Here is a 21,607-nt window from a genome sequence, read left to right as displayed (position 1 = left end):
TCCACCGTGATGGCCTTGGAAACGGACGAACGAATTCATGATGGCCGATCCGAAAGGGAGCCCTGGCTCTCGCATCGGCCGCACAGCGATGTCAGCACCTTCGCGGCAGCGCTGAATCACCAAAGGAAACTGTTTATGACTATCAAAGGTGGCAGCACCATCGATCAAAGCAGTACGGAGCGCCGCAAACTGGGGACGACGGCCTCCGCAACAAAAGACACCAGCTCCAAGTTCAAGCGCCGCTTCATGGTGCGGCTCGTCGCGGTCTTCATCGGCGGGATGTTCCTCGACGGTTACATCCTCGGAATCATCGGCCCCGTCACGGGCCCCATGCGGTCAGATCTCCATCTGGACGCACTGTCGCTGGGCATGATCGCCGCAGGCCCCCTGGCTGGTATCTTCGTCGGCTCCCCGCTGGCTGGCTGGGCAACTGACAAGTTCGGACGCAAGCCCATGTTCCTCGTGGACATGGGCCTGTTCCTGGTCGCCTCAGCGGCCCAGTTCTTCGTAACCTCCGGAGACGGCGCCGTGATCCAGCTGGCCATCATCCGGTTCATGATGGGCGTCGCGATCGGTGGCGAGTACTCAATCGGCGGCCCGCTGCTGTCAGAGTTCTCCCCTCCAAAGCTCCGCGGGCGGTTGCTCGGGCTGACCCTGATTGCCTGGTACGTCGGTTTCATGATGGCATTCATCATTGGCACGCTCCTGCACGACGCCGGCACCCCCTGGCGCCTTGTCATCGGCACGAGCACCGTACTGGCATTCGTTCTGTTCATCGCGCGCATAGGCCTCCCTGAATCGCCGAGCTGGCTCATCACGAAGGGACGGCGTGAGGAAGCACTCGCGATCGCCCACAAATACGTCGAATCGCCACAGATGCAGAACAGCATCACCGAGGAGATCGACCTGCGGATGATCCAGGAGGCCCAAGCAGCGCAGGGCAGGACCAAAATCAAGAACGCTTCCTTTGGAATGCTGTTCTCGAAGGAGCACTGGCGCACCACCCTCTTCACCGCCGGTTTTTGGTTCTGCGCAGTCACTCCGTACTTCGCGATCGCGACCTTCGCCGACGACGTGCTCAGCCAATTCGGCTTCGGCGGCGGCTGGGCCGGCGGAGTCGGCCTGTCCGCACTTGCGGCCGCGGGTGTTGTTACCACCGTGCTCCTGATCGACAAGCTGGGCCGCCGAATCCTCACCGTGCCCGGGCAGTGGCTCTGTGCAGGCATCCTGCTGGTCATCGGTATCTGGGCGGACGCACCAGCAATCCTCGTGCTCGCCCTGTTCCTCGCGTTCTCCTTCTTCAATGCCGGCTACACCACATTGACCCAGGTCTACCCGGCCGAGGTATTCCCGGCCCCCCTGCGCGGCATCGGCATGGGCTTTGCCGCGGCTTTCAGCCGCATCGGAGCCGCACTCGGCACCTTCGCCCTGCCGTGGGCAATCAGCAACATCGGCTTGGGCCCCAGCATGGTCGTGGCCGCCATCGTTGCATTGCTCGGCGCAGTCCTCTCGCAATGGCTCGCGCCTGAGACGAAGGGGCGTACCCTCGCGGAGATCTCAGCCAACGTCTCCCACTGACACCGGGACGCAGAGTCACTACAAGAGGCCTTCGCCGCACCAGCGGCGAGGGCCTCTTTGCTGCCTATCGACACAGATGCCGCCACCCCCGCAACAAAGCGGCAAACCCTTGACATCACCTGTGAGCTGCGCCACCCTGTTGCATATAGTGATGCGCGTTGCTCATAGCGAAGCAAGTCCCATCACCCGGTCAGGCGGATTCCAGCAGCAACCAGGAGAACCCAAAATCATGAGCGCATCACCCCGCGTCGTCATCATCGGAGCCGGCATTGTCGGAACCAACCTCGCCGACGAGCTGGCAAGCCGCGGCTGGAACAACATCACCGTCGTCGAGCAAGGCCCGCTGGAGCTGGCAGGCGGCTCCACGTCGCACGCCCCGGGCCTGGTGTTCCAGAACAATCCGTCAAGGACCATGACGGAGTTCGCCACCTACACCGTGAACAAGCTCCTCGCCCTGAGCAAGGACGGCCAGTCCTGCTTCAACCAGGTGGGCGGCCTGGAGCTGGCCACGACGCCGGAGCGGCTGGCCGACCTCAAGCGCAAGATGGGCGTGATGACCTCCTGGGGTGTCGAAAGCCGCATCATCGATGCCGACGAATGCGAAAAGATCTACCCGCTGTTGAACACCGGCAAGCTTTCCGGCGGCCGCCAGGTCCTGGGCGGCCTGCTCATCCCCACGGACGGGCTCGCCCTGGCGGCCCGGGCCGTGCAGCTGCTGATCGGGCGCACGCGCGAACGCGGCGTCACCTACCGCGGCTCCACCACCGTCACCGGCATCGCCCAGGAGGGCGGCAAGGTCACCGGTGTCGAGACCTCCTCCGGCGTGATCCCGGCGGACATCGTGGTGTCCTGCGCCGGGTTCTGGGGCCGTGAACTCGGCCGGATGGTGGGCCTGGAGGTGCCTCTGCTGCCGCTGGCCCACCAGTACGCCGTCACCACACCCCTTGCCGAACTCGAGAACGTCAACGAGCTTCCCAACGGCGCCGGCAAGCCCATTCTGCGCTACCAGGACAAGGACCTGTACTACCGCGAATGGGGCGACCGGATCGGCATCGGCAGCTACGCCCACCGTCCCATGCCCGTGGACATGTCAGCACTGCCCAAGGTCCCTGCCGAGGACATGTCGGACCACCGCATGCCCTCCCGCCTGGACTTCACCCTGGAAGACTTCCTTCCCGCCTGGGAGGACAGCCAGGAACTGCTGCCCGCACTGCGCAGCACCGAGATCCAGGACGGTTTCAACGGCATCTTCTCCTTCACCCCGGACGGCGGCCCGCTCATGGGCGAGGCACCGGACCTCGAGGGCTTCTTCGTGGCCGAGGCCGTCTGGGTCACGCACTCGGCCGGCGTTGCCAAGGCCATGGCAGAGCTGATCATCGACGGCCAGCCGCAGACCGACCTGCACGGCTGCGAGCTGACCCGCTTCGAGAAGGTGCAGACCTCCGACGCGTATGTCAGCGAGACCTCGCAGCAGAACTTCGTGGAGATCTACGATGTCATGCACCCGCTCCAGCCCCGGGAGTCCCCGCGGGACCTGCGTGTCAGCCCCTTTAACGTCCGGCAGAAGGAGCTCGGCGCCTTCTTCCTGGAGTCCGCCGCCTGGGAACGCCCGCACTGGTTCGAAGCCAATCGCGGACTCCTTGCCGAACTGCCGGAAGAATGGCAGGCCCCGGAGCGCGATGAGTGGTCCGCCATGTTCCACTCCCCCATTTCCGCCGCCGAAGCGTGGAAGACGCGCACCGCCGTCGGACTCTTCGACATGACGCCGCTGAAGCGGCTCGCCGTCACCGGACCCGGCGCCCAGGCACTCCTGCACCGGCTCAGCACGGGCAACATCGCCAAGAAGCCAGGTGCCGTGACATACTGCCTGCTGCTGGCGGACGACGGCGGCATCCGCAGCGACGTGACCGTGGCCAGGCTCGCGGAGGAAGAGTTCCAGCTGGGCGTGAACAGCAACGTGGACTTCGACTACCTCCGGGTGGAGGCCCGCCGGCAGTCAGCGGCCGATCCCACCCAGTGGGCGCACGTCACCGACATCACCGGCAGTACCTGCTGCATCGGACTGTGGGGTCCGCTGGCCCGGGAGGTCATTGGCAAGGTCAGCACGGACGACCTGAGCAACGAGGGCCTCAAGTACTTCCGCACCAAGCAGATCTCGGTGGGCGGCATCCCTGTTACGGCGATGCGGCTCTCCTACGTTGGCGAACTCGGCTGGGAGCTCTACACCACCGCCGAGTACGGGCTCAAGCTCTGGGACCTGCTCTTCGAGGCCGGCCAGGAGCACGGCATCATCGCCGCCGGACGCGGTGCCTTCAACAGCATGCGCCTTGAAAAGGGCTACCGGCTCTGGGGCACCGACATGAACTCCGAGCACCACCCGTACCAGGCCGGGCTGGGCTTCTCCGTGGCCAAGGACAAGACCGGGTTTGTCGGCTCCGAGGCGCTGGCCGTCCGCAAGGAACAGCCGGCCGCCAAGACGCTGCGCTGCCTGACGGTCGACGACGGCACGTCAGTGGTGCTGGGCAAGGAACCGGTGTACGTGGGCGGGGAAGCTGTTGGGTACGTCACCAGCGCGGCCTACGGCTTCACCGTCCGCAAGCCGATCGCCTACGCCTGGTTGCCCTCGTCCGTATCTGAAGGGGACGCCGTGGAGATCGAGTACTTCGGCCGCCGCGTAGCCGCCACGGTCAGCGCAGAGCCGCTCTTTGACCCGGGCATGGAACGCCTGCGCGGCTGATTTGCCCTAACCACACCAGGTGGTTGGGCCTGCTTGAGACCGGCAGGCCCAACCACCTTTTTGTTGCCCGCGGAGCGCGCACTGTCGGCAACGAAAAAGGAGCCAGTCCCAAGGTAGATCCTTGGGACTGGCTCCCATGCTCTTCAGAAACCGGGCTCCGGATATCAGTTGTTGAGGTAACCGTTCGGGTCCAGGACATACTTCGTGGCAGCTCCGGCGTCGAACTCCGCGTACCCGCGGGGGGCATCGTCGAGCGAAATGGCCGTAGCGTTGACCGCCTTGGCGATCTGGATCCTGTCATGCAGGATCGCCATCATCAGCTGCCGGTTGTACTTCATCACCGGGCACTGGCCCGTGGTGAAGGAGAGGGACTTGGCCCAGCCGGTGCCCAGTGACAGGGACAGGCTTCCCTTCCGGGCGGCCTCGTCCGCGGCTCCCGGGTCGCCCGTGACGTAGAGGCCGGGAATGCCCACAGAGCCGCCGGCCGTGGTGAGGTCCATCAGCGAGTTAAGCACCGTGGCCGGTGCTTCCTGGGCGCCGTGGCCGTGTCCGCGGGCCTCGAAGCCGACAGCGTCGATTCCGGAGTCGACCTCCCGGACACCGAGGATCTGCTCGATCTGGTCTGCGGGGTCGCCGTTGGCCACATTGACGGTTTCGCAGCCAAAGGACCGGGCCCGGGCCAGGCGGTCCTCGTTGAGGTCGCCCACGATGACCACCGCGGCTCCCAGCAGCTGGGCGCTGGCGGCCGCGGCAAGGCCTACGGGGCCGGCTCCGGCAACGTACACGGTGGACCCGACGCCGACGCCGGCCGTGACGGCGCCGTGGAAGCCTGTGGGCAGGATGTCCGAGAGCATGGTCAGGTCCATGATCTTCTCCAGCGCCTGGTCCCGGTCCGGGAACCGCAACAGGTTCCAGTCAGCGTACGGAACCAGGACGTACTCCGCCTGCCCACCGACCCAGCCGCCCATGTCCACATAGCCGTAGGCAGAGCCGGGACGATCCGGGTTCACGTTCAGGCAGATGCCGGTCTTGCGCTCTTTGCAGTTCCGGCAGCGCCCGCACGAAATGTTGAAGGGGACCGAGACGATGTCCCCGACCTTGATGAATTCGACGTCCGGCCCGGTCTCGATGACTTCGCCGGTGATCTCGTGCCCCAGGACGAGGCCGGCGGGGGCAGTGGTGCGGCCGCGGACCATGTGCTGGTCGGACCCGCAGATGTTGGTGCTCACGGTGCGCAGGATGACGCCGTGCGGGACCTTCCGGCCGACATTAGCGGGATTGACGCCGGGGCCGGCTTTCAGTTCAAACGAGGGATACGGGGTGTCGATGACCTCGACGACTCCGGGCTCCTTGTACGCAACAGCTTTGTTACCTGACATGGGCATGGCTCCTATGGTTGGCGTTCGGTTGCCACGGAAGGCCTGACGCTGGGTGCCTCAGGCCTTCCGTGGGGTCTTACTTTTCACTTGCGGTGAATCTTGGGGCTGCGCGGGGCGGCCGCCGGTTCGGGGAACGGCTAGGCGTCGATCACCATGTCGGTGCGCGCCGTGGAACAGCAGGGAAGGAACTTGCCGGCATCAATTTCCCGTTTGCGGATTCCGCCCTGGTGGTTCATGTCGATCTCCCCGGACAGCTTGACCACCTTGCAGGAGCCGCACATGCCCTCCTTGCAGTTGGCTCCAATCCGGACACCCGCACGTTGCGCCACCCCAAGGATGTGCTCCTCCGGGTCGATCCGGACATTGATCCCGGTGCGCATGAAGGACAGGGTGAGGCTGCCGGTACCCACGGTGTCGAAGCTTGAGGCGTCAGGGACCTGGGTCTCCGGGGCCGCAGCCTCCGTCCCCACAGCCGGGGTGCCGGCGGCGGGGGCTTCCGGCGTGGCGGCTTCCAGAGCCAGTCCGTTGGCCTGAAGGGTTCCATCGTCGTCATAGCCGGGCTCGTAGATCCCGAACGCTGCGGGCTGGCCTTCGAAGTAGTCCCCTGCGGACTCCGCGATCTCCTCAGCGATCTCCTCGGCGATGTCCGCGGCCAGTGCGAGCTCGGCCTGGTATTCAAGGAGGGTCTGCCGGTCGCCGGAGAAGAACTCCATGTAGATGGAAGTATCGTCGACGCCCACGTTCCTGAGCAGTTCAGTGGCGGTGTTCAGGTAACCCTCGGGTCCGCAGGCGTACACCTGCCGGCCGTTGGCGTCGGGCGCCACCTCGTCGATCATGGCTGAGGTCAGCCGCCCGCTGAAGCCTTCCCAGTCCTCGGGCCTGCCGCGGTCGCCCAGGGCGTAGAAGACCTTGACCCGCGAATCGACGGAAGCGATGTAGGCCAGCTCCCGGTGGAAGGCAAACCCGCCGGCCTCCGCGCCGTGGTAGAGCACCACCACGTCGGCGGTCCCCGGCAGGGAGTGGATGGTCCGCAGCATCGACATGATGGGGGTAATGCCGGCGCCGGCGGCCAGGAACAGGTACCGGGCCCGCCGGTCGGCGTCGGGCAGGTGGAACGCCCCCACGGGTCCCAGCATGTCCAGGACGGTGCCGGGCCTGACGTTCTGGTGCACCCAGGGGGAAACCAGTCCGCCAGCGTCGCGCTTGACGGTGACGCTGAAGGTCCACGGTTCCGTGGGTGAACTGGACAGCGAGTAGCTGCGGTCCACCGGCTCCTGGTCGTCTCCGTTCACCGGGAAGGCGATGTTCACGTATTGGCCCGCGCGGAACGCCAGGGGCGCGCCGTCGCAGCGGCGGAACACGAACGTCATCATGCCGCCCGCTTCGGGAACCGTCTCGACGCATTCGGCCATGAACTCCTGCGGATGCCACGGGCCCAGGGCCTTGGCTGCACTGGCCGGTCCTTCGTGACTGCCCATCACCCGGTTCCACGGCATTTCAAGGCCACGGATGCGCTGTGGTTCCTGGACGGCCGTCTCAGAGAGGACCTCAATCATGCCAAGTGCTCCTGCACACGCTGGACGTACCAGTTGATAAAGGCCTCCACCTGGTATTCGCTCTTCATGTAGGGGCCGGGCTCGTAGGCGGGGCTGGCGGCGCCCTGCTGGCACAGCTCCACGAACGCCTTGTCCTGCAGGTTGGTCTGCTTCCAGGTGTAGGTGAGCTTGTCGAGGTCGTAGTCAACGCCTTCCTCGGCGTCGTCAGCCACCAGCCAGGTGGTGCGGACCAGGGACTGGTGCTCGTTGATGGGGAAGACGCCGAACGTGATGACGTGGTCCCCCAGGAAGTGGAACCAGCTGTTGGGCTGCAGGTGCATCGAGCAGCGGCCCAGGCGGAAGTCCGGCAGGTCGCCGAGCAGCTTCTTGGAGAGCCGGCGGCCGTCGGCCGAGAACGATTCACCTTCGCCGTCCAGGGATTCGCGTGAGATACGGATACCGGCAACGCGGGTATCGAGTTCCTCAACCACCTCGTAGGGCAAGCCGTAGCGGCGGCAGCGCTCCTCAAGGGAGGACTGGGCTTGCTTGTTGCGGTCCCAGACCTCTTCGAGGTGGGTCGGGATCAGTCCCTCGGTCAGGCCCCACGTGGGGAAGAGCGAGCAGGCCAGCTCCGGGTGTCCGTCGCAGTGGTAGCACTCACGGTTGTTTTCCATGACGAGCTTCCAGTTGCCTTCTTCGATGATGTTCTGCTGGTAGGCAATCTTCGTCTTGGCCAGGTCGTGGGGCGCCAGGTAGGGCTCGAAGATCTTGGCGGTCTCGTCGAAGTCTGCGGGCGGAACGTCCGCGATGCAGACAAAGATGAGCCCGGCAACCTCGCGGCTGTGGGCGCGCTTGAGGGCAAAGCAGTTCTTGTCGAACTTCGCCTCGCCCGGGGCGGAGGCGTGGATCAGGTTGCCCTCGGGAGAGTAGGTCCAGGAGTGGTAGCCGCAGACCAGGTTTCCGGTGGAGCCGGCAGCCTCGGTCAGGACACGTGCACCGCGGTGGCGGCAGACGTTGTGCAGGACGTTGACGTCGCCCTCGTCGGTGCGCAGCACAATCAGGGAGTAGGGGCCGTAGTCCACCGTGATGTAGTCGCCCGGCTCCGGCAGCTCGGCAACGCTGCCGGCAAAGATCCAGTGCTGGCCGAAGATGGCCTCCATGTCGAGCTTGAAGATCGTGGGGTCGGTGTAGAAGGGGGCGTCCAGGGAGTAGCCGGTGCGCCGCAGAGCGAAGAGCTCGGTGATCTCAGCCAGCTGCTCGGCAGGCATTGTTGACGCGAGTTTTCCGCGTGCGCTGAGGGGCGCGTTCACTGAGGTAGTCATGTGTTTCCTCCCGAATAGGGCTGGGTAGTAAGCGAGTTGGGGTGATTACGGAGCAGGCGGGGCAACAGGGAATGTCCACGACATCCTGGTCCCGAACGTGGGGAGGTCCATCGGGAACAGAAACGATGACTCCAGCGAGATTCTGGAAGCATCCAACGCAACAGCGATCACCATATGCAACAGTGTGACTCCTGCCACGCCCACTGTCAATCAATTTCAGATATGACGAAAAAGCATTACGTGGGGTGCCGCGACAGCGCGCTTTGTAGCCCTGGCGCGCGCGCTCCAGGCCCGAAAACGGCGGCATTAAAACGACGGCACACCGGGCTGCCGGTGTGCCGTCGTCGCGGGCCTTATGTTGTGGATATAATGGCGCGCTAAGCCGGCGTCCCTGCCAGCTCGCCCGCGGATGCCTGGGCCGCCGCCACCTCTCCCTGATGCGGTTCGAAGCGGACGAACATGGCCTTGAAGCCGGGGGTATTGGACACCCGGGCAACGTTCTCCTTGTGGACCAGGGCGTTGGCCTCGGGGAAGTAGGCGGCGGCGCAGCCCTTTGCGGTGGGGTAGGCCACAAGGCGGAATCTATTGGCCCTGCGGTCCACGCCCTGGAAGGTGCTGATCACGTCCACCAGCTCCCGGTCCTGGAACCCGGACTCGGCCAGGTCTTCGGGGTGGATCAGGATCACGCGGCGCCCGTCGGAGATCCCCCGGTAGCGGTCGTCCAGGCCGTAGAAGGTGGTGTTGTACTGGTCGTGGCTGCGGATGGTCTGCAGCACCAGGTGTCCCGGCGGCGGCGTCAGGTACTCCAGTGGGCTGACGGTGAACCGGCCCCTGCCGATGTCGGTGGCGAAGGAGCGGGAGTCGCGCGGCGGATTGGGCAGCACGAACCCGTTCCTGGTCCGGACCCTGGCATTGAAGTCCTCAAAGCCGGGCAGCACGCGGGCGATGTGGTCGCGGATCACGTCGTAGTCCTCCGCCATGGCCTGCCAGTCCACCGGGTGCTCTGGGCCGAACGTGGCTTCCGCCATCCGGGCGACGATCACAGGCTCGGCCAGCAGGTGCTCCGAGACCGGGGTCAGGCGGCCCTGCGTGGAGTGGACCACGGACATGGAGTCCTCCACGGAGAGGAACTGGGCGCCTTTGGGGTGCTTGTCGTCTTTGTCCGTGCGGCCCAGGGTGGGCAGGATCAGCGAGGTGCGTCCGTGCACCACGTGCGAGCGGTTGGGCTTGGTGGAGATGTGGACGGTCAGCCCGATCCGCTGCATCCCCGCTTCCAGGGCCTCGGTGTCCGAGCAGGCGAGCGAGAAGTTGCCGCCCATCGAAACGAACACGTCCACTTCGTCCCGTTCGAAGGCTTCCATGGATTCGACTGCATCGTAGCCGTGGTGCCGCGGGGACGTGATGCCAAATTCGGCGTCGATAGCGGCGAGGAGCTTTTCGCTGGGCTTTTCCCAGATGCCCATGGTCCGGTCGCCCTGGACGTTGGAGTGGCCGCGGACAGGGCAGGCGCCCGCGCCCGGCTTGCCGAAGTTGCCCTGCAGCAGCAGGACGTTGACCATCTCCTTGATGGTGTCCACCGAGTGCGGCTGCTGGGTCACGCCCAGCGCCCAGCAGAAGATGGAGGCCTTGGATTTGATGAGCATGCCGGCGACCTTTTCGATCTGCTCCCGGGCCAGGCCCGTGGCGCGCTCTGTCTCATCCCAGTCCAGGGTGGCGCGGGCGTCACGGTAGGCGTCGAAGCCGTCCGTCTGCGCGGCGATGAAGGAATGGTCGACGACGGTCCCCGGGTTCTGCTCCTCGGCTTCCAGGAGCAGGTGGCCAAGCGCCTGGAACAATGCCAGGTCGCCGCCGACCTTGATCTGCAGGTATTCGTCGGCCAAGGGCGTGCCGCCGCCCACCACACCGGAGAGCGTCTGCGGGTCGCGGAAGTTGAACAGGCCGGCCTCGGGCAGGGGGTTCACGGCCACCACCTTGCCGCCCTTGTCCTTGCACTCCTTCAGCGCAGAGAGCATGCGCGGATGGTTGGTGCCGGGATTCTGCCCGACGACGAAGATCAGCTCAGCATCATGGATGTCATCCAGGGACACCGTGCCCTTGCCGATCCCGATGGTCGGGTTCAGCGCGGACCCCGAGGATTCGTGGCACATGTTGGAGCAGTCCGGCAGGTTGTTGGTCCCGATGGACCGGGCGAACAGTTGGTACAGGAACGCCGTCTCATTCGCGGTGCGCCCGGAGGTATAGAACACGCAGCGGTCAGGGGTGCTGGCCCGAATATGCTCACCGATCAACTCGAACGCGTCCGCCCAGGAAATCGGCGAATAGTGCGTCTCCCCTTCCCGGATGACCACCGGTTCGGCGAGGCGCCCCTGGTTGCCCAGCCAGTACTCGGTCTTCGTGGAAAGTTCAGCAATCGAGTGTGTGGCCCAGAAGTCGGCCCCCACGGTGCGCAGGGTGTTCTCTTCGGCCACCGCCTTGGCGCCGTTCTCGCAGAACTCGGCCGCTTTGCGCTTCTTGTCCGATTCGGGCCAGGCACAGCCCGGGCAGTCGAACCCGCCGCGCTGGTTCAACCGCAGCAGGGACTGGGCCGTACGCGTCACGCCCGCCTGCGCCACGGCGCGCTCCAGGGCCACCATCACGGCCTTGACCCCGGCGGCCTCGGTCTTTGGCTTGTGGACCTCGAGGTTGTCCTCGTTGATGTCCGCGATGGGGGCGGGCTGCTTACCGAACTTCATTGTTCCAACTTCCTTTACGGCTCTGCTGTTTGATGGTCAGTGAAAAGCGCGCCGGGGTTTCCCGGCGCGCTTTTCACTGGCGCATCAATGATTGCTGCAGGTTACTGCGGGACCTTTGCCAGCGTTTCCTGCTCCGCGGCGATGGTGGTGTCGTCCCCGTGGCCGGTGCGGACCACGGTATCGGCCGGCAGCGTCAGCAGCCGTTCGCGGATGGACTTCAGGATGGTGGGGTAGTCGCTGTAGGACCGGCCGGTGGCACCCGGGCCGCCGTTGAACAGGGTGTCGCCGGTGAACACCGTCCCCTCGCTTTCAAGGTAGAAGCAGGTGGATCCCGGCGAGTGGCCCGGGGTGTGGATCGCCCGCAGGGTTGCCCCGCCCACCTCGAAGACGTCCCCGTCCGAGTGGTAGTGGTCCGGCTTGGCGTCCGGGTAGACCTGTTCCCACAGCACCAGGTCCTCCTCGTTCAGGACGATCGGGGCGCCCAGCGCGTCGGCGGCTTCGCGGGCGGCGCCGATGTGGTCGTTGTGCGCGTGCGTCAGCAGGATGGCCTTGACCTTGCGGCTGCGGACCTGGTTGATGATCGCGGCGGCGTCGTGGGGCGCATCAATGATGACGCATTCCTCGTCGTTGCCCACGATCCAGACGTTGTTGTCCACGTCCCAGGTGCCGCCGTCGAGCGAGAACGTGCCCGAGGTGACCAGGTTCTCGATGCTGACCGCCATCAGATCTCCACCACGGAACGGAGGACCTTGCCCTCGTGCATCTTTTCGAAGGCCTCCTCCACCTGGTCGATGCTGATGCGTTCGGAGACAAAGGCGTCCAGGTCCAGGTTGCCCTGCTGGTAGTGCGAGACGAGCATGGGGAAGTCCCGGGAGGGCAGGCAGTCGCCGTACCAGGAGGACTTCAGCGACCCGCCGCGGCCAAAGACGTCCAGCAGCGGCAGTTCCAGCGTCATGTCCGGCGTTGGCACACCCACCAGGACCACGCGGCCGGCAAGGTCGCGGGCGTAGAACGCCTGCTTGTACGTTTCAGGACGGCCGACGGCGTCAATCACCACGTCGGCCCCGTGGCCTCCGGTCAGTGCACGGATGGCTTCCACGGCGTCCTCCTGCTTGGAGTTCACGCCGTGGGTGGCGCCGAGCGACTTGGCCATCCCGATCTTGTTGTCATCGATGTCCACCGCGATGATCGTCGTCGCACCCGCCAGCTTCGCGCCGGCGATCGCTGCGATGCCCACGCCGCCACAGCCGATCACCGCGACGGACTCGCCGCGCTTGACCTCGCCGGTGTTGATCGCCGCGCCGATGCCGGCCATGATGCCGCAACCCAGCAGCCCCACCGCGGCGGCGTCTGCCTCGGGGTCCACCTTGGTGCACTGCCCGGCGGCCACCAGGGTCTTTTCAGCGAAGGCACCGATGCCCAGCGCCGGGGACAGGACCGTGCCGTCCTCAAGCGTCATCTTCTGGGTGGCGTTGTGGGTGTTGAAGCAGTACTGCGGCTGGCCCTTGGCGCATGCCCGGCACTCACCGCACACGGCGCGCCAGTTCAGGATCACTTTGTCGCCCGGTGCCACGGACGTCACGTCCGGGCCCACAGCACTGACCACGCCGGTGGCCTCGTGGCCCAGCAGGTACGGGAAATCCTCGCCGATGCCGCCCTGCTTGTAATGCAGGTCCGTGTGGCAGACACCGCAGGTCAGGATGTCCACCAGAGCCTCACCCGGGCCCGGATCCGGCACCAGGATGGTCTCCAGCGACACCGGAGCGTTCTTCTCCTTGACCACTACTGCTTGAACTTTATGAACCATGAGTCTGTGTTCCTTTCCGGGATCCGGCCGGATCCCGCGGGAGTCGGCACCAAGAGCCAATCTAGCTGACCTGCCCTCCCCGGGAACCACGTCCCGGGTCGGCACACCAATACGGCACCATCGAGTGAATTGCGTATTGCGCAACCGGGCGCACCAGACGCTTCCTCACGAATATGACAGTGGCCACACCGCGTGTCAATAGATATATCAGTTGCCGGCCAGTGAAAGACGGGACGTACACAGGGCTGGAAGGTGCGCTGTGTCGACTCGGGCCGGGGCAGTAGGCTGGATGGCATGTCTTTTGAAGAACACCCTGCCGAGCGGCGCGAAGTGACCGTCCGCCGGGCACCCAAGTACGTTCCATTCCTGATCGTGGGCGCGCTGGTGGGTGTGGTGGCCGCCGCAATCGTGGCCTACGCGTTGCCGGGGGACGCCACTTTCGATCCCGGTTCAGTCTTCGGTTTCTTCATGGTGATGTTTGCCGCCGGCGGCGCTCTTTTGGGTGCCGCACTTGCGCTGGTCCTGGACCGCCGCAGCGTCAAACGGCAGGAACGGGCCGTGGTGGAGGCCGTTTCCGATTCTGAGCCGGACACTGATCCCTTGGCTTAGCGGGCCGCCCGCTGCGGGTCATAAACGGGCGGCGCAAAAGTCATACCCCATGTCGTGAGATAATCGACCAGTGGCACGCGGCGATGGAAAACTTTCCCATGATCTTCTCCCCGGCGAAAAAGGCCCGCAGGACGCTTGCGGCGTCTTCGGCGTCTGGGCCCCAGGCGAAGAAGTAGCAAAACTAACCTATTACGGGCTGTATGCACTGCAGCACCGCGGTCAGGAGTCGGCTGGCATAGCCACGAGCGACGGTAAACGGATCAACGTCTACAAGGACATGGGACTCGTGTCCCAGGTCTTCGACGAGACCACCCTGAACACCCTCACGGGGCACCTGGCAGTCGGCCACTGCCGTTACTCGACCACCGGCGCCAGCCACTGGGCCAATGCCCAGCCCACCCTCGGCGCTACCGCCACGGGCACCGTTGCCCTGGCCCATAATGGCAACCTCACCAACACGGCCGAGCTCAACGCCATGATCACCGAACGCAACGGCGGCCAGCTCACCGGCGAAATGAAGCAGGGCAACACCTCGGACACCGCCCTGGTCACCGCGCTGCTGGAAGGCGAACCGGGCAAGACCCTGGAGGAAACCGCCACCGAGCTCCTGCCCAAGATCAAGGGCGGATTCTGCTTCGTCTTCATGGACGAGGGCACCCTGTACGCGGCACGCGACACCTTCGGCATCCGCCCGCTGGTCCTGGGCCGGCTGGAGCGCGGCTGGGTTGTGGCTTCGGAACAGTCCGCCCTGGCCACCGTGGGCGCCAGCTTCATCCGCGAAATCGAACCGGGCGAGTTCATTGCCATCGACGAGCAGGGCGTGCGGTCCAAGCGCTTCGCCGAGCCGACGCCGGCCGGCTGCGTTTTCGAGTACGTGTACCTTGCACGCCCGGACGCCGCCATCGCAGGCCGTTCCGTGTACGAATCCCGAGTGGAGATGGGCCGCCAGCTGGCCCGGGAAAACACGCAGGCTGCAGACATCGTCATCCCCGTCCCGGAATCGGGCACCCCCGCAGCCGTGGGTTACGCCGAGGAATCCGGCATCCCCTTCGCCCACGGCTTCGTCAAGAACTCCTATGTGGGCCGCACGTTCATCCAGCCCTCCCAGACCCTGCGCCAGCTGGGCATCCGGCTCAAGCTGAACGCCCTTGAATCCGTGATCCGCGGCAAGCGCGTTGTGGTGGTGGATGACTCGATCGTCCGCGGCAACACCCAGCGGGCCATCGTCCGGATGCTCCGGGAAGCCGGCGCCGCCGCCGTCCACGTCAAAATTTCCTCCCCGCCGGTCCAGTGGCCATGCTTCTACGGCATCGACTTCGCATCGCGCGCGGAGCTGATCGCCAACGGCGCCACCATCGAGGAGATCTCCCAGGCCATCGGCGCCGACTCCCTGGCCTACATCTCCGAGGACGGCATGATCGGGGCAACCCGGCAGCCGCGCGAACGCCTCTGCACCGCCTGCTTCACCGGCAAGTACCCCATCAAGCTTCCGGACGCCGACAAGCTGGGCAAGAACCTGCTGGAGCGCACCGACCTGGGGAGCCTGAAGCCTTCGCCGTCGGCGCTTCCCGGCGAAACCGCCGCCCTGGCCGTGGACGCCACCGAGGATCCGGCGGAGAAGGCCGGTGCCACGGGCTGCGATCCGGGCCCGGACTCCGAATTCGAGAACCTGCTGACCGAAGCCGACCTCGTGCCCGACGTACACGCCGCCACCAGCGCCGACAAGAAGGACTCCGTATGACTTCCGCTAGCCCCGCCGCAGAAGACTCCGGCATCACCTACGCCTCCGCAGGCGTGGACGTTGAAGCCGGGGACCGCGCCGTTGAGCTCATGAAGGATGCCGTCAAGGCAACCCACAACTCCTCGGTGATCGGCGGGGTGGGCGGCTTCGCCGGCCTTTACGACGTTTCACAGCTGCTGACCTACAAGAAGCCCCTGCTGGCAACGTCCACCGACGGTGTGGGCACCAAGGTTGCCATCGCACAGGCAATGGACATCCACGACACCATCGGATTCGACCTAGTGGGCATGGTTGTCGACGACATCGTGGTGGTTGGCGCCGAACCGCTCTACATGACTGACTACATTGCCTGCGGCAAGGTGGTTCCGGAGCGTATCGCGGGAATCGTCCGCGGCATCGCCTCCGCCTGCTCTGTGGCGGGAACCGCCCTGGTGGGCGGCGAAACCGCTGAGCACCCTGGCCTGCTGGGCGAACACGAATACGACGTTGCGGGCGCAGCCACCGGCGTGGTGGAAGCGGACGCACTGCTGGGCCCGGACCGTGTCCGCGCCGGCGACGTTGTGATCGGCATGGCATCGTCCGGCCTGCACTCCAACGGTTACTCCCTGGTCCGCCGCGTCATCAACCACGCCGGCTGGGCCCTGGACCGGCAGGTCTCCGAACTCGGCCGTACCCTGGGCGAGGAACTCCTGGAACCCACCCGCGTCTACGCCGCCGACTGCCTGGACCTGGCCCGGACCTTCCCGGTCAGCGCCGGCGCCGCCGTCCACGGCTTCAGCCATGTCACCGGCGGCGGCCTCGCCGCGAACCTTGCCCGCGTCCTGCCGCAGGGCCTGGTGGCCACGGTGGACCGCGCCACCTGGGAACTGCCCGCCATCTTCAAGCTCGTATCTGAACTGGGCAACGTTCCCCTGGCAGACCTCGAGCGCACCCTGAACCTGGGCGTCGGCATGGTGGCCATCGTGTCCCCCGAAGCCGCCGATGCCGCCGTCGCACGGTTGAACGACCGCGGCCTGCCCTCCTGGGTCATGGGCACGGTTGCCGAAGATTCCGACTCCATCGTGAAATCCGGCCCCGACTACGTGCAGGGCGCCAAGGGCGTGGACGGCGGCGCTGTCCGCCTGGTCAACGCTTACGCCTAGCCAGCCAACAGGAGGCTCCCCACTGAACCGGTGGGGAGCCTCCGCTTTTAAGCAGAAACCTGTCTTAAGCAGAAACCTGGATGAGGTTCAGGACCCCGCCCTGCGGATCCTCAATGGTGGCCAGGGAGCCTTCCGCTGCTGGCTCATCCGGCTCCACAAGGACCTGGCCGCCTGCAGCGCGGGCGGCCGCTGCCGCCGCCCCCACCTCCGCCACGCCAAAGTAGATCTGCCAGTCCGCCTCGTCGCCCGGGTCCGCAGGAACGACGCCGGCCACCTCGTTGCCGCCGATGAGCAGGGTACTGTAGCTGCCGCCGTCGTCCTGGGGGTATTCGGTGACCTCATGCCCGAAAAGCTGCTGGAAGAAGCCGACGGCGGCCTGCGGCTCGGGTGTGATGAGCTCCGCCCAGGCCAGCGCGCCTGGCTCGTTGAAGAGGTGGCTGCCGAAGTGGGTACCGGCCTGCCAGATGCCCGTGGTGCCGCCGCCTGGAGGAGAAAGGAAGCCCAGGACGCCGGTGTCGCCCACCTGCTCCGGGCCGAACTGCGCGGTCCCCCCGGCGTGCTGTGACTCCTCGAGCAGGTCAGGGGCGTCCTTGGCTGCGAAATAGACATTCCACTTCGCTGCTGTGCCGGCCTGCAGCTGCAGAGGGCTTTGCGGGGCAATCGTGGCCACGAGGTGCCCGTGGGCAAACGCCTGCGCGTAGTTGCGGCCATCCGGGGTGGGAAAGTCCTGGTAGGTCCAGCCAAAGATCCGGCCGTAGAAGTCTTTAGCGGCGGGAACATCCGGGGTCTGCAGGTCTGCCCAGCAGGGCTCGCCGTTGGCGTAGGTTGTGCGAACAGTCATCCGGTCAGGTTACCAACGCGGTGCGCCGGCCAACACGGAAAGCCCGCTGCCGCACCGGTAATCCGGGCGTCAGCGGGCCCCGCAAAGTAAGCGGTCACCCGGAAACGGGTGGCAAGAGGAGATTCCGCACATTCGCTGGATCCGCGTAAAGAGTTGCCTGCGGAATCAGTATGTGCAGTGGCGCCACAGCAGCCGGGCCAGGGACCACGGCAGGCTTGCAACAACTAGCCGATGCGACGGTTGTCTACCTCGTCGTCATCGTCATCCAAATCATCCGCGTACTTGTCCACATAAGCCGAATAGTCCGGCTCAACCGGCTCATTCGAGTAATGGCTCGTTGACCGACTGCCTGGGCCCGTCAGCTCGCGCTGAAGTGCCGAGTAGTCAGTGTTCGGGGAGTAGTACTTAATATCCCGAGCCTGCTTGGTAGCTTTTGCCTTTTGACGGCCGCGCCCCATGGCGTGACCCCCTTTTGTACTTGGACCGGAGGTGGTCACCTTGGCGATCGGTGAGGCCCCGGAATGTTTGGTCAATTTGTCGTACACCTAGATTACATGCTTTCGGCGGGCCCCGCTCGCCGCCGATCGGCCACGAGCGGCCTGTCGGGTACCATGACGCACCTCCACCCGCGGGATTCCGGCATTTTTCTTCGGTAGAGTCACTTAACAACTGCAGATTTTGCCTGGCCGCCGGCGGGCCGTGGAACCAAAACCAGGAGGATGCGCACCCGTGAACCACCAGGACATCCCGCCCAAACCCGCGTCCCCGCCCAGCACCGGAAGCCTGCCAAAAATCCAAGCCGGCGGCCCTTTTTCGGCACCCGCCCCTGAATCAGTCACGTGGCCCCAACAGCACCATGATCCCGCACCGGATCAGCACGCCAACAGGAGACCGGCTTTGTGGAGAGCGTTCCTCATCGTCGTTATCGTGGCCGTTGCAGGCTCCCTGGCCTGGCTTGCCCTCTGGCTGAATTCTTCTTCCGGCGGCGACACGGAGAAGAACCAGGCGCCGGCCGTGCTGCAGACTGCCGCGACGCCGCCCGCCACCGCCCAGCCACTCCCCCGCGATGGCGTCGCGCCGGCGACCTACGCGGTAGGTGACTGCTTCAAGGATTTCGATCCCCAGGGACTGGCCTCCACCGTGGTTGCCTGCGACACTGGCCACTCGGCGCAGCTCGTGGCCACCCTCCGCTACCCGGACAGTGCTGCGTACCCGGGCGCCGATGCCCTCAAGGCCAAGGCCCTGGAGGTATGCCAGGCGGCCAAGCTCGGCCCCGCCGCAAAGCAGTTCCAGCTCAACTACCAGCGCAGCTACCCCAGCACCACCAGTTGGCAGTCGGGCGACCGCAGGGTGGACTGCTACGTCACGGCCGACGGAGGCAACGTCATTAACGCGAGCGTGCTGCCCTGACGGTCAACCCGCCGGGACAGCACGCCTACGGAGCTGCGGCCGCCTGTTAGCCCTTCCGCCGCACCGACAGCCCGGAGCTTGGGGCGCCGGTCAGCGTGTCCACCTTGTCGTTGGTGAGTTCGCCAAAGTCCGGCGCCGTGTCCACGAGGACGGTGTCGCCGTCACTGATTTCGCCCGCAAGGATGGCTTTGGCCAGCCGGTCCCCGATCTCGCGCTGCACCAGGCGGCGCAGCGGCCGGGCACCGTAGGCCGGGTCGTAGCCGGACAGCGCCAGCCATGCCTTGGCGCCGTCGGTGACGTCCAGGGTGAGCCGCCGCTCGTGCAGCCGCCGCCCCAGTTCCGCCACGTGCAGCTCCACAATGTGCGCCAGCTCCTCCACCGTGAGGGCGTCGAACAGCACCACCTCGTCGAGCCGGTTCAGGAACTCAGGCTTGAAGGACGCATTTACGGTCGCCATGACGGCATTGCGCTTGGCCTCGGCATCCATGGTCTGGTCCACCAGGAACTGGCTGCCCAGGTTGGAGGTGAGCACCAGGATTACGTTGCGGAAGTCCACGGTGCGGCCCTGGCCGTCGGTGAGGCGGCCGTCGTCGAGCACCTGCAGGAGGATGTCGAACACCTCAGGGTGCGCCTTCTCCACCTCGTCGAGCAGCACCACGGAGTACGGACGACGGCGTACCGCCTCGGTCAGCTGGCCGCCTTCCTCGTAGCCCACGTATCCCGGAGGCGCCCCGACCAGCCGGGCGACGCTGTGCTTCTCGCCGTACTCGGACATGTCGATGCGCACCATGGCGCGTTCGTCGTCGAACAGGAAGTCCGCCAGGGCCTTGGCCAGCTCAGTCTTGCCGACGCCGGTGGGGCCCAGGAACAGGAAGGAGCCGGTGGGGCGGTTGGGGTCGCTGATACCCGCACGGGCACGCCGGACGGCATCCGATACCGCGGTCACGGCCTTGGACTGGCCAATCAAACGGGTTCCCAGCTCCTCTTCCATGTGCAGCAGCTTCTGGCTTTCGCCCTGCAGCATGCGGCCGGCGGGGATGCCGGTCCAGGCGGAGATAACCTCGGCGATGTCTTCCGCGGTCACTTCCTCGGCCACCATCTGGGCGGACTTGTCGGTCACGGCGGCCTCAGCCTCGGCAGCGGCATTCAGCTCCCGCTCAAGGGCCGGAATTTCGCCGTAAAGGATCCTTGAGGCAGTTTCCAGGTCACCCTCGCGCTGGGCCTTGTCAGCGGCGGAGCGGAGCTCGTCGAGCTTGGCCTTCAGGTCACCCACCCGGTTGAGGCCGGCCTTCTCGGCTTCCCATCTGGCGTTCAGGGCGGAAAGCTCTTCTTCCTTGTCCGCCTTGTCAGCCCGAAGTGCGGCGAGGCGCTCCACGGACGCGGGATCCGATTCACCGGCCAGCGCCAGTTCCTCCATGGTGAGCCGGTCCACCTGGCGCCGCAGCTGGTCGATTTCCTCCGGAGCGGAGTCGATCTCCATCCGCAGGCGGGACGCGGCCTCGTCCACAAGGTCGATGGCCTTGTCCGGCAGCTGGCGGCCCGAGATGTAGCGGTTGGACAGGGTGGCGGCCGCTACCAGGGCGGAGTCGGCGATGGACACCTTGTGGTGCGCTTCGTACCGTTCCTTCAGGCCGCGGAGGATGCCGATAGTGTCCTCCACGCTGGGCTCGCCGACATAGACCTGCTGGAAGCGGCGTTCCAGCGCCGCGTCCTTTTCAATGTTTTCGCGGTACTCGTCCAGGGTGGTGGCACCGATCAGCCGCAACTCGCCGCGTGCCAGCATGGGCTTGAGCATGTTCCCGGCGTCCATCGAGGAGTCGCCGGTGGCACCGGCCCCCACCACCGTGTGGATCTCGTCGATGAAGGTGACGATCTGGCCCTCGGAGCCCTTGATCTCTTCGAGGACCGCCTTCAGCCGCTCCTCGAATTCACCGCGGTACTTGGCCCCGGCCACCATGGAGCCCAGGTCCAGGGAGATCAGGGTCTTGCCGCGCAGGCTTTCCGGGACGTCCTGCGCCACCATCCGCTGGGCCAGGCCTTCCACGACGGCGGTCTTGCCTACGCCGGGTTCGCCGATCAGTACAGGGTTGTTCTTGGTGCGCCGGGAGAGGACCTGGACAACGCGGCGGATTTCCGAGTCGCGGCCGATCACGGGGTCCAGCTTGCCGGCGCGGGCCATGGCGGTAAGGTCCGTGCCGTACTTCTCCAGCGCCTGGAAGGTGTTTTCCGGATCCGGGCTGTCCACTTTGCGGTCGTTGCGGATGCCGGGAAGGGCGGCAAGGAGGGCTTCGCGGGAGGCGCCGGCGTCACGCAGCGCGCGTGCCGCGGCATCATTGCCGGCGGACAGGCCCACCAGGAGCACCTCCGTGGAGACAAAGCTGTCGCCCAGGCGGTCAGCTTCCTCCTTGGCATGCTGGATCGCCTGCAGTGCGGGCCGGGACAGCTGCGCCTGCTGGCTGGAGCCGCCGGACGTGGCGGGCAGGGCCTTGATGGCGCTGCTGGCCTGGACGCTGACGGAATCGGGATCCGCGCCGGCGGCGCGGAGGAGCGCAACGGCCACGCCCTCCCGCTGGTCCATCAGCGCTTTGAGGAGGTGGGCAGGTTCCACCTGGGGGTTGCCGGCTGTTGAGGCATTCATTGCCGCGGCCGAAAGAGCCTCCTGGCTCTTGGTGGTGAATTTGACGTCCAAAGAGAGCTCCTTTCGGGGGCTTGTTGACTAAGTTGAGTCTACTACGCTCAACTTTGGACGGCGAGGTCCACTTGCCATGTTTGCC

At 65.8% G+C, this 21,607-nt stretch carries 15 protein-coding genes; 6 read left to right on the top strand and 9 right to left on the bottom strand.

Annotated features, from left to right (window positions below; all coding sequences use genetic code 11):
* Positions 1 to 135: 135 nt before the first annotated feature.
* Complete coding sequence (locus J2X98_RS02510; protein WP_307303946.1) at positions 136 to 1,578, top strand: MFS transporter; 1,443 nt, start codon at positions 136 to 138, stop codon at positions 1,576 to 1,578.
* Between the two features lie 229 nt (positions 1,579 to 1,807).
* Positions 1,808 to 4,315, top strand: a complete 2,508-nt coding sequence (locus J2X98_RS02505) for a GcvT family protein (RefSeq protein WP_307303945.1) — start codon at positions 1,808 to 1,810, stop codon at positions 4,313 to 4,315.
* A 164-nt stretch (positions 4,316 to 4,479) separates the two neighbouring features.
* On the opposite strand, the gene fdhA is transcribed toward J2X98_RS02505, so the two are convergent.
* From fdhA to J2X98_RS02475, 6 genes are all read right to left on the bottom strand, one after another.
* On the bottom strand, positions 4,480 to 5,694 hold the full coding sequence (gene fdhA / locus J2X98_RS02500) for a formaldehyde dehydrogenase, glutathione-independent (RefSeq protein ID WP_141945583.1): 1,215 nt from the start codon (positions 5,692 to 5,694) through the stop codon (positions 4,480 to 4,482).
* Positions 5,695 to 5,831: 137 nt separating this feature from the next.
* Positions 5,832 to 7,250, bottom strand: coding sequence for a ferredoxin reductase (locus J2X98_RS02495; RefSeq protein ID WP_141945579.1), 1,419 nt, complete (start codon positions 7,248 to 7,250; stop codon positions 5,832 to 5,834).
* Positions 7,247 to 8,551: an aromatic ring-hydroxylating oxygenase subunit alpha gene (locus tag J2X98_RS02490; RefSeq protein ID WP_307303942.1), complete on the bottom strand. Its 1,305-nt coding sequence runs from the start codon at positions 8,549 to 8,551 to the stop codon at positions 7,247 to 7,249. Before J2X98_RS02490 ends, J2X98_RS02495 begins: the two co-directional genes overlap by 4 nt.
* A 377-nt stretch (positions 8,552 to 8,928) precedes the next feature.
* Entirely contained in the window at positions 8,929 to 11,283 is a 2,355-nt protein-coding gene (locus J2X98_RS02485; RefSeq protein ID WP_307303940.1) for an FdhF/YdeP family oxidoreductase, read from the bottom strand.
* A 101-nt stretch (positions 11,284 to 11,384) separates the two neighbouring features.
* A complete protein-coding gene (locus J2X98_RS02480) occupies positions 11,385 to 12,005 on the bottom strand; it encodes an MBL fold metallo-hydrolase (protein WP_307303938.1) in 621 nt (206 codons plus the stop codon).
* The gene (locus J2X98_RS02475) at positions 12,005 to 13,090 is read right to left on the bottom strand and encodes an S-(hydroxymethyl)mycothiol dehydrogenase (RefSeq protein ID WP_307303936.1); all 1,086 of its coding nucleotides are present in this window, start codon (positions 13,088 to 13,090) and stop codon (positions 12,005 to 12,007) included. The genes J2X98_RS02480 and J2X98_RS02475 overlap by 1 nt, the downstream gene beginning before the upstream one ends.
* Before the next feature lie 294 nt (positions 13,091 to 13,384).
* Here J2X98_RS02475 and J2X98_RS02470 point away from each other — a divergent pair, with 294 nt between their 5' ends.
* From J2X98_RS02470 to purM, 3 genes are all read left to right on the top strand, one after another.
* A complete protein-coding gene (locus J2X98_RS02470; protein ID WP_141945568.1) occupies positions 13,385 to 13,699 on the top strand; it encodes a hypothetical protein in 315 nt (104 codons plus the stop codon).
* Between the two features lie 70 nt (positions 13,700 to 13,769).
* Complete coding sequence (purF, locus tag J2X98_RS02465) at positions 13,770 to 15,440, top strand: amidophosphoribosyltransferase (protein ID WP_141945566.1); 1,671 nt, start codon at positions 13,770 to 13,772, stop codon at positions 15,438 to 15,440.
* On the top strand, positions 15,437 to 16,582 hold the full coding sequence (purM, locus tag J2X98_RS02460; protein WP_307303933.1) for a phosphoribosylformylglycinamidine cyclo-ligase: 1,146 nt from the start codon (positions 15,437 to 15,439) through the stop codon (positions 16,580 to 16,582). Before purF ends, purM begins: the two co-directional genes overlap by 4 nt.
* Positions 16,583 to 16,646: 64 nt before the next feature.
* Here purM and J2X98_RS02455 read toward each other — a convergent pair whose 3' ends face one another.
* Together J2X98_RS02455 and J2X98_RS02450 are read right to left on the bottom strand one after the other, a co-directional pair.
* Positions 16,647 to 17,423, bottom strand: coding sequence for a VOC family protein (locus tag J2X98_RS02455; protein WP_307303930.1), 777 nt, complete (start codon positions 17,421 to 17,423; stop codon positions 16,647 to 16,649).
* Positions 17,424 to 17,647: 224 nt separating this feature from the next.
* Positions 17,648 to 17,881, bottom strand: coding sequence for a DUF3073 domain-containing protein (locus tag J2X98_RS02450; RefSeq protein WP_018772127.1), 234 nt, complete (start codon positions 17,879 to 17,881; stop codon positions 17,648 to 17,650).
* Between the two features lie 439 nt (positions 17,882 to 18,320).
* Between J2X98_RS02450 and J2X98_RS02445 the strand changes: the two genes are divergently transcribed.
* Entirely contained in the window at positions 18,321 to 18,833 is a 513-nt protein-coding gene (locus J2X98_RS02445) for a septum formation family protein (protein WP_307303928.1), read from the top strand.
* A gap of 46 nt (positions 18,834 to 18,879) precedes the next feature.
* On the opposite strand, the gene clpB is transcribed toward J2X98_RS02445, so the two are convergent.
* A complete protein-coding gene (gene clpB, locus J2X98_RS02440) occupies positions 18,880 to 21,522 on the bottom strand; it encodes an ATP-dependent chaperone ClpB (protein WP_307303926.1) in 2,643 nt (880 codons plus the stop codon).
* Between the last annotated feature and the right edge of the window lie 85 nt (positions 21,523 to 21,607).

Source organism: Pseudarthrobacter enclensis (assembly GCF_030811655.1).
Lineage (GTDB): Bacteria > Actinomycetota > Actinomycetes > Actinomycetales > Micrococcaceae > Arthrobacter > Arthrobacter enclensis_A.
This window is presented reverse-complemented; position numbering and strand designations above follow the sequence as displayed.

What these genes read in the sequence shown, in the direction of transcription:
- J2X98_RS02510 (WP_307303946.1), top strand. Translation starts at nt 136, where the DNA reads ATGACTATCAAAGGTGGCAGCACCATCGATCAAAGCAGTACGGAGCGC.
- J2X98_RS02505 (WP_307303945.1), top strand. Translation starts at nt 1,808, where the DNA reads ATGAGCGCATCACCCCGCGTCGTCATCATCGGAGCCGGCATTGTCGGA.
- fdhA (WP_141945583.1), bottom strand. Translation starts at nt 5,694, where the DNA reads ATGTCAGGTAACAAAGCTGTTGCGTACAAGGAGCCCGGAGTCGTCGAG.
- J2X98_RS02495 (WP_141945579.1), bottom strand. Translation starts at nt 7,250, where the DNA reads ATGATTGAGGTCCTCTCTGAGACGGCCGTCCAGGAACCACAGCGCATC.
- J2X98_RS02490 (WP_307303942.1), bottom strand. Translation starts at nt 8,551, where the DNA reads ATGACTACCTCAGTGAACGCGCCCCTCAGCGCACGCGGAAAACTCGCG.
- J2X98_RS02485 (WP_307303940.1), bottom strand. Translation starts at nt 11,283, where the DNA reads ATGAAGTTCGGTAAGCAGCCCGCCCCCATCGCGGACATCAACGAGGAC.
- J2X98_RS02480 (WP_307303938.1), bottom strand. Translation starts at nt 12,005, where the DNA reads ATGGCGGTCAGCATCGAGAACCTGGTCACCTCGGGCACGTTCTCGCTC.
- J2X98_RS02475 (WP_307303936.1), bottom strand. Translation starts at nt 13,090, where the DNA reads ATGGTTCATAAAGTTCAAGCAGTAGTGGTCAAGGAGAAGAACGCTCCG.
- J2X98_RS02470 (WP_141945568.1), top strand. Translation starts at nt 13,385, where the DNA reads ATGTCTTTTGAAGAACACCCTGCCGAGCGGCGCGAAGTGACCGTCCGC.
- purM (WP_307303933.1), top strand. Translation starts at nt 15,437, where the DNA reads ATGACTTCCGCTAGCCCCGCCGCAGAAGACTCCGGCATCACCTACGCC.
- J2X98_RS02455 (WP_307303930.1), bottom strand. Translation starts at nt 17,423, where the DNA reads ATGACTGTTCGCACAACCTACGCCAACGGCGAGCCCTGCTGGGCAGAC.
- J2X98_RS02450 (WP_018772127.1), bottom strand. Translation starts at nt 17,881, where the DNA reads ATGGGGCGCGGCCGTCAAAAGGCAAAAGCTACCAAGCAGGCTCGGGAT.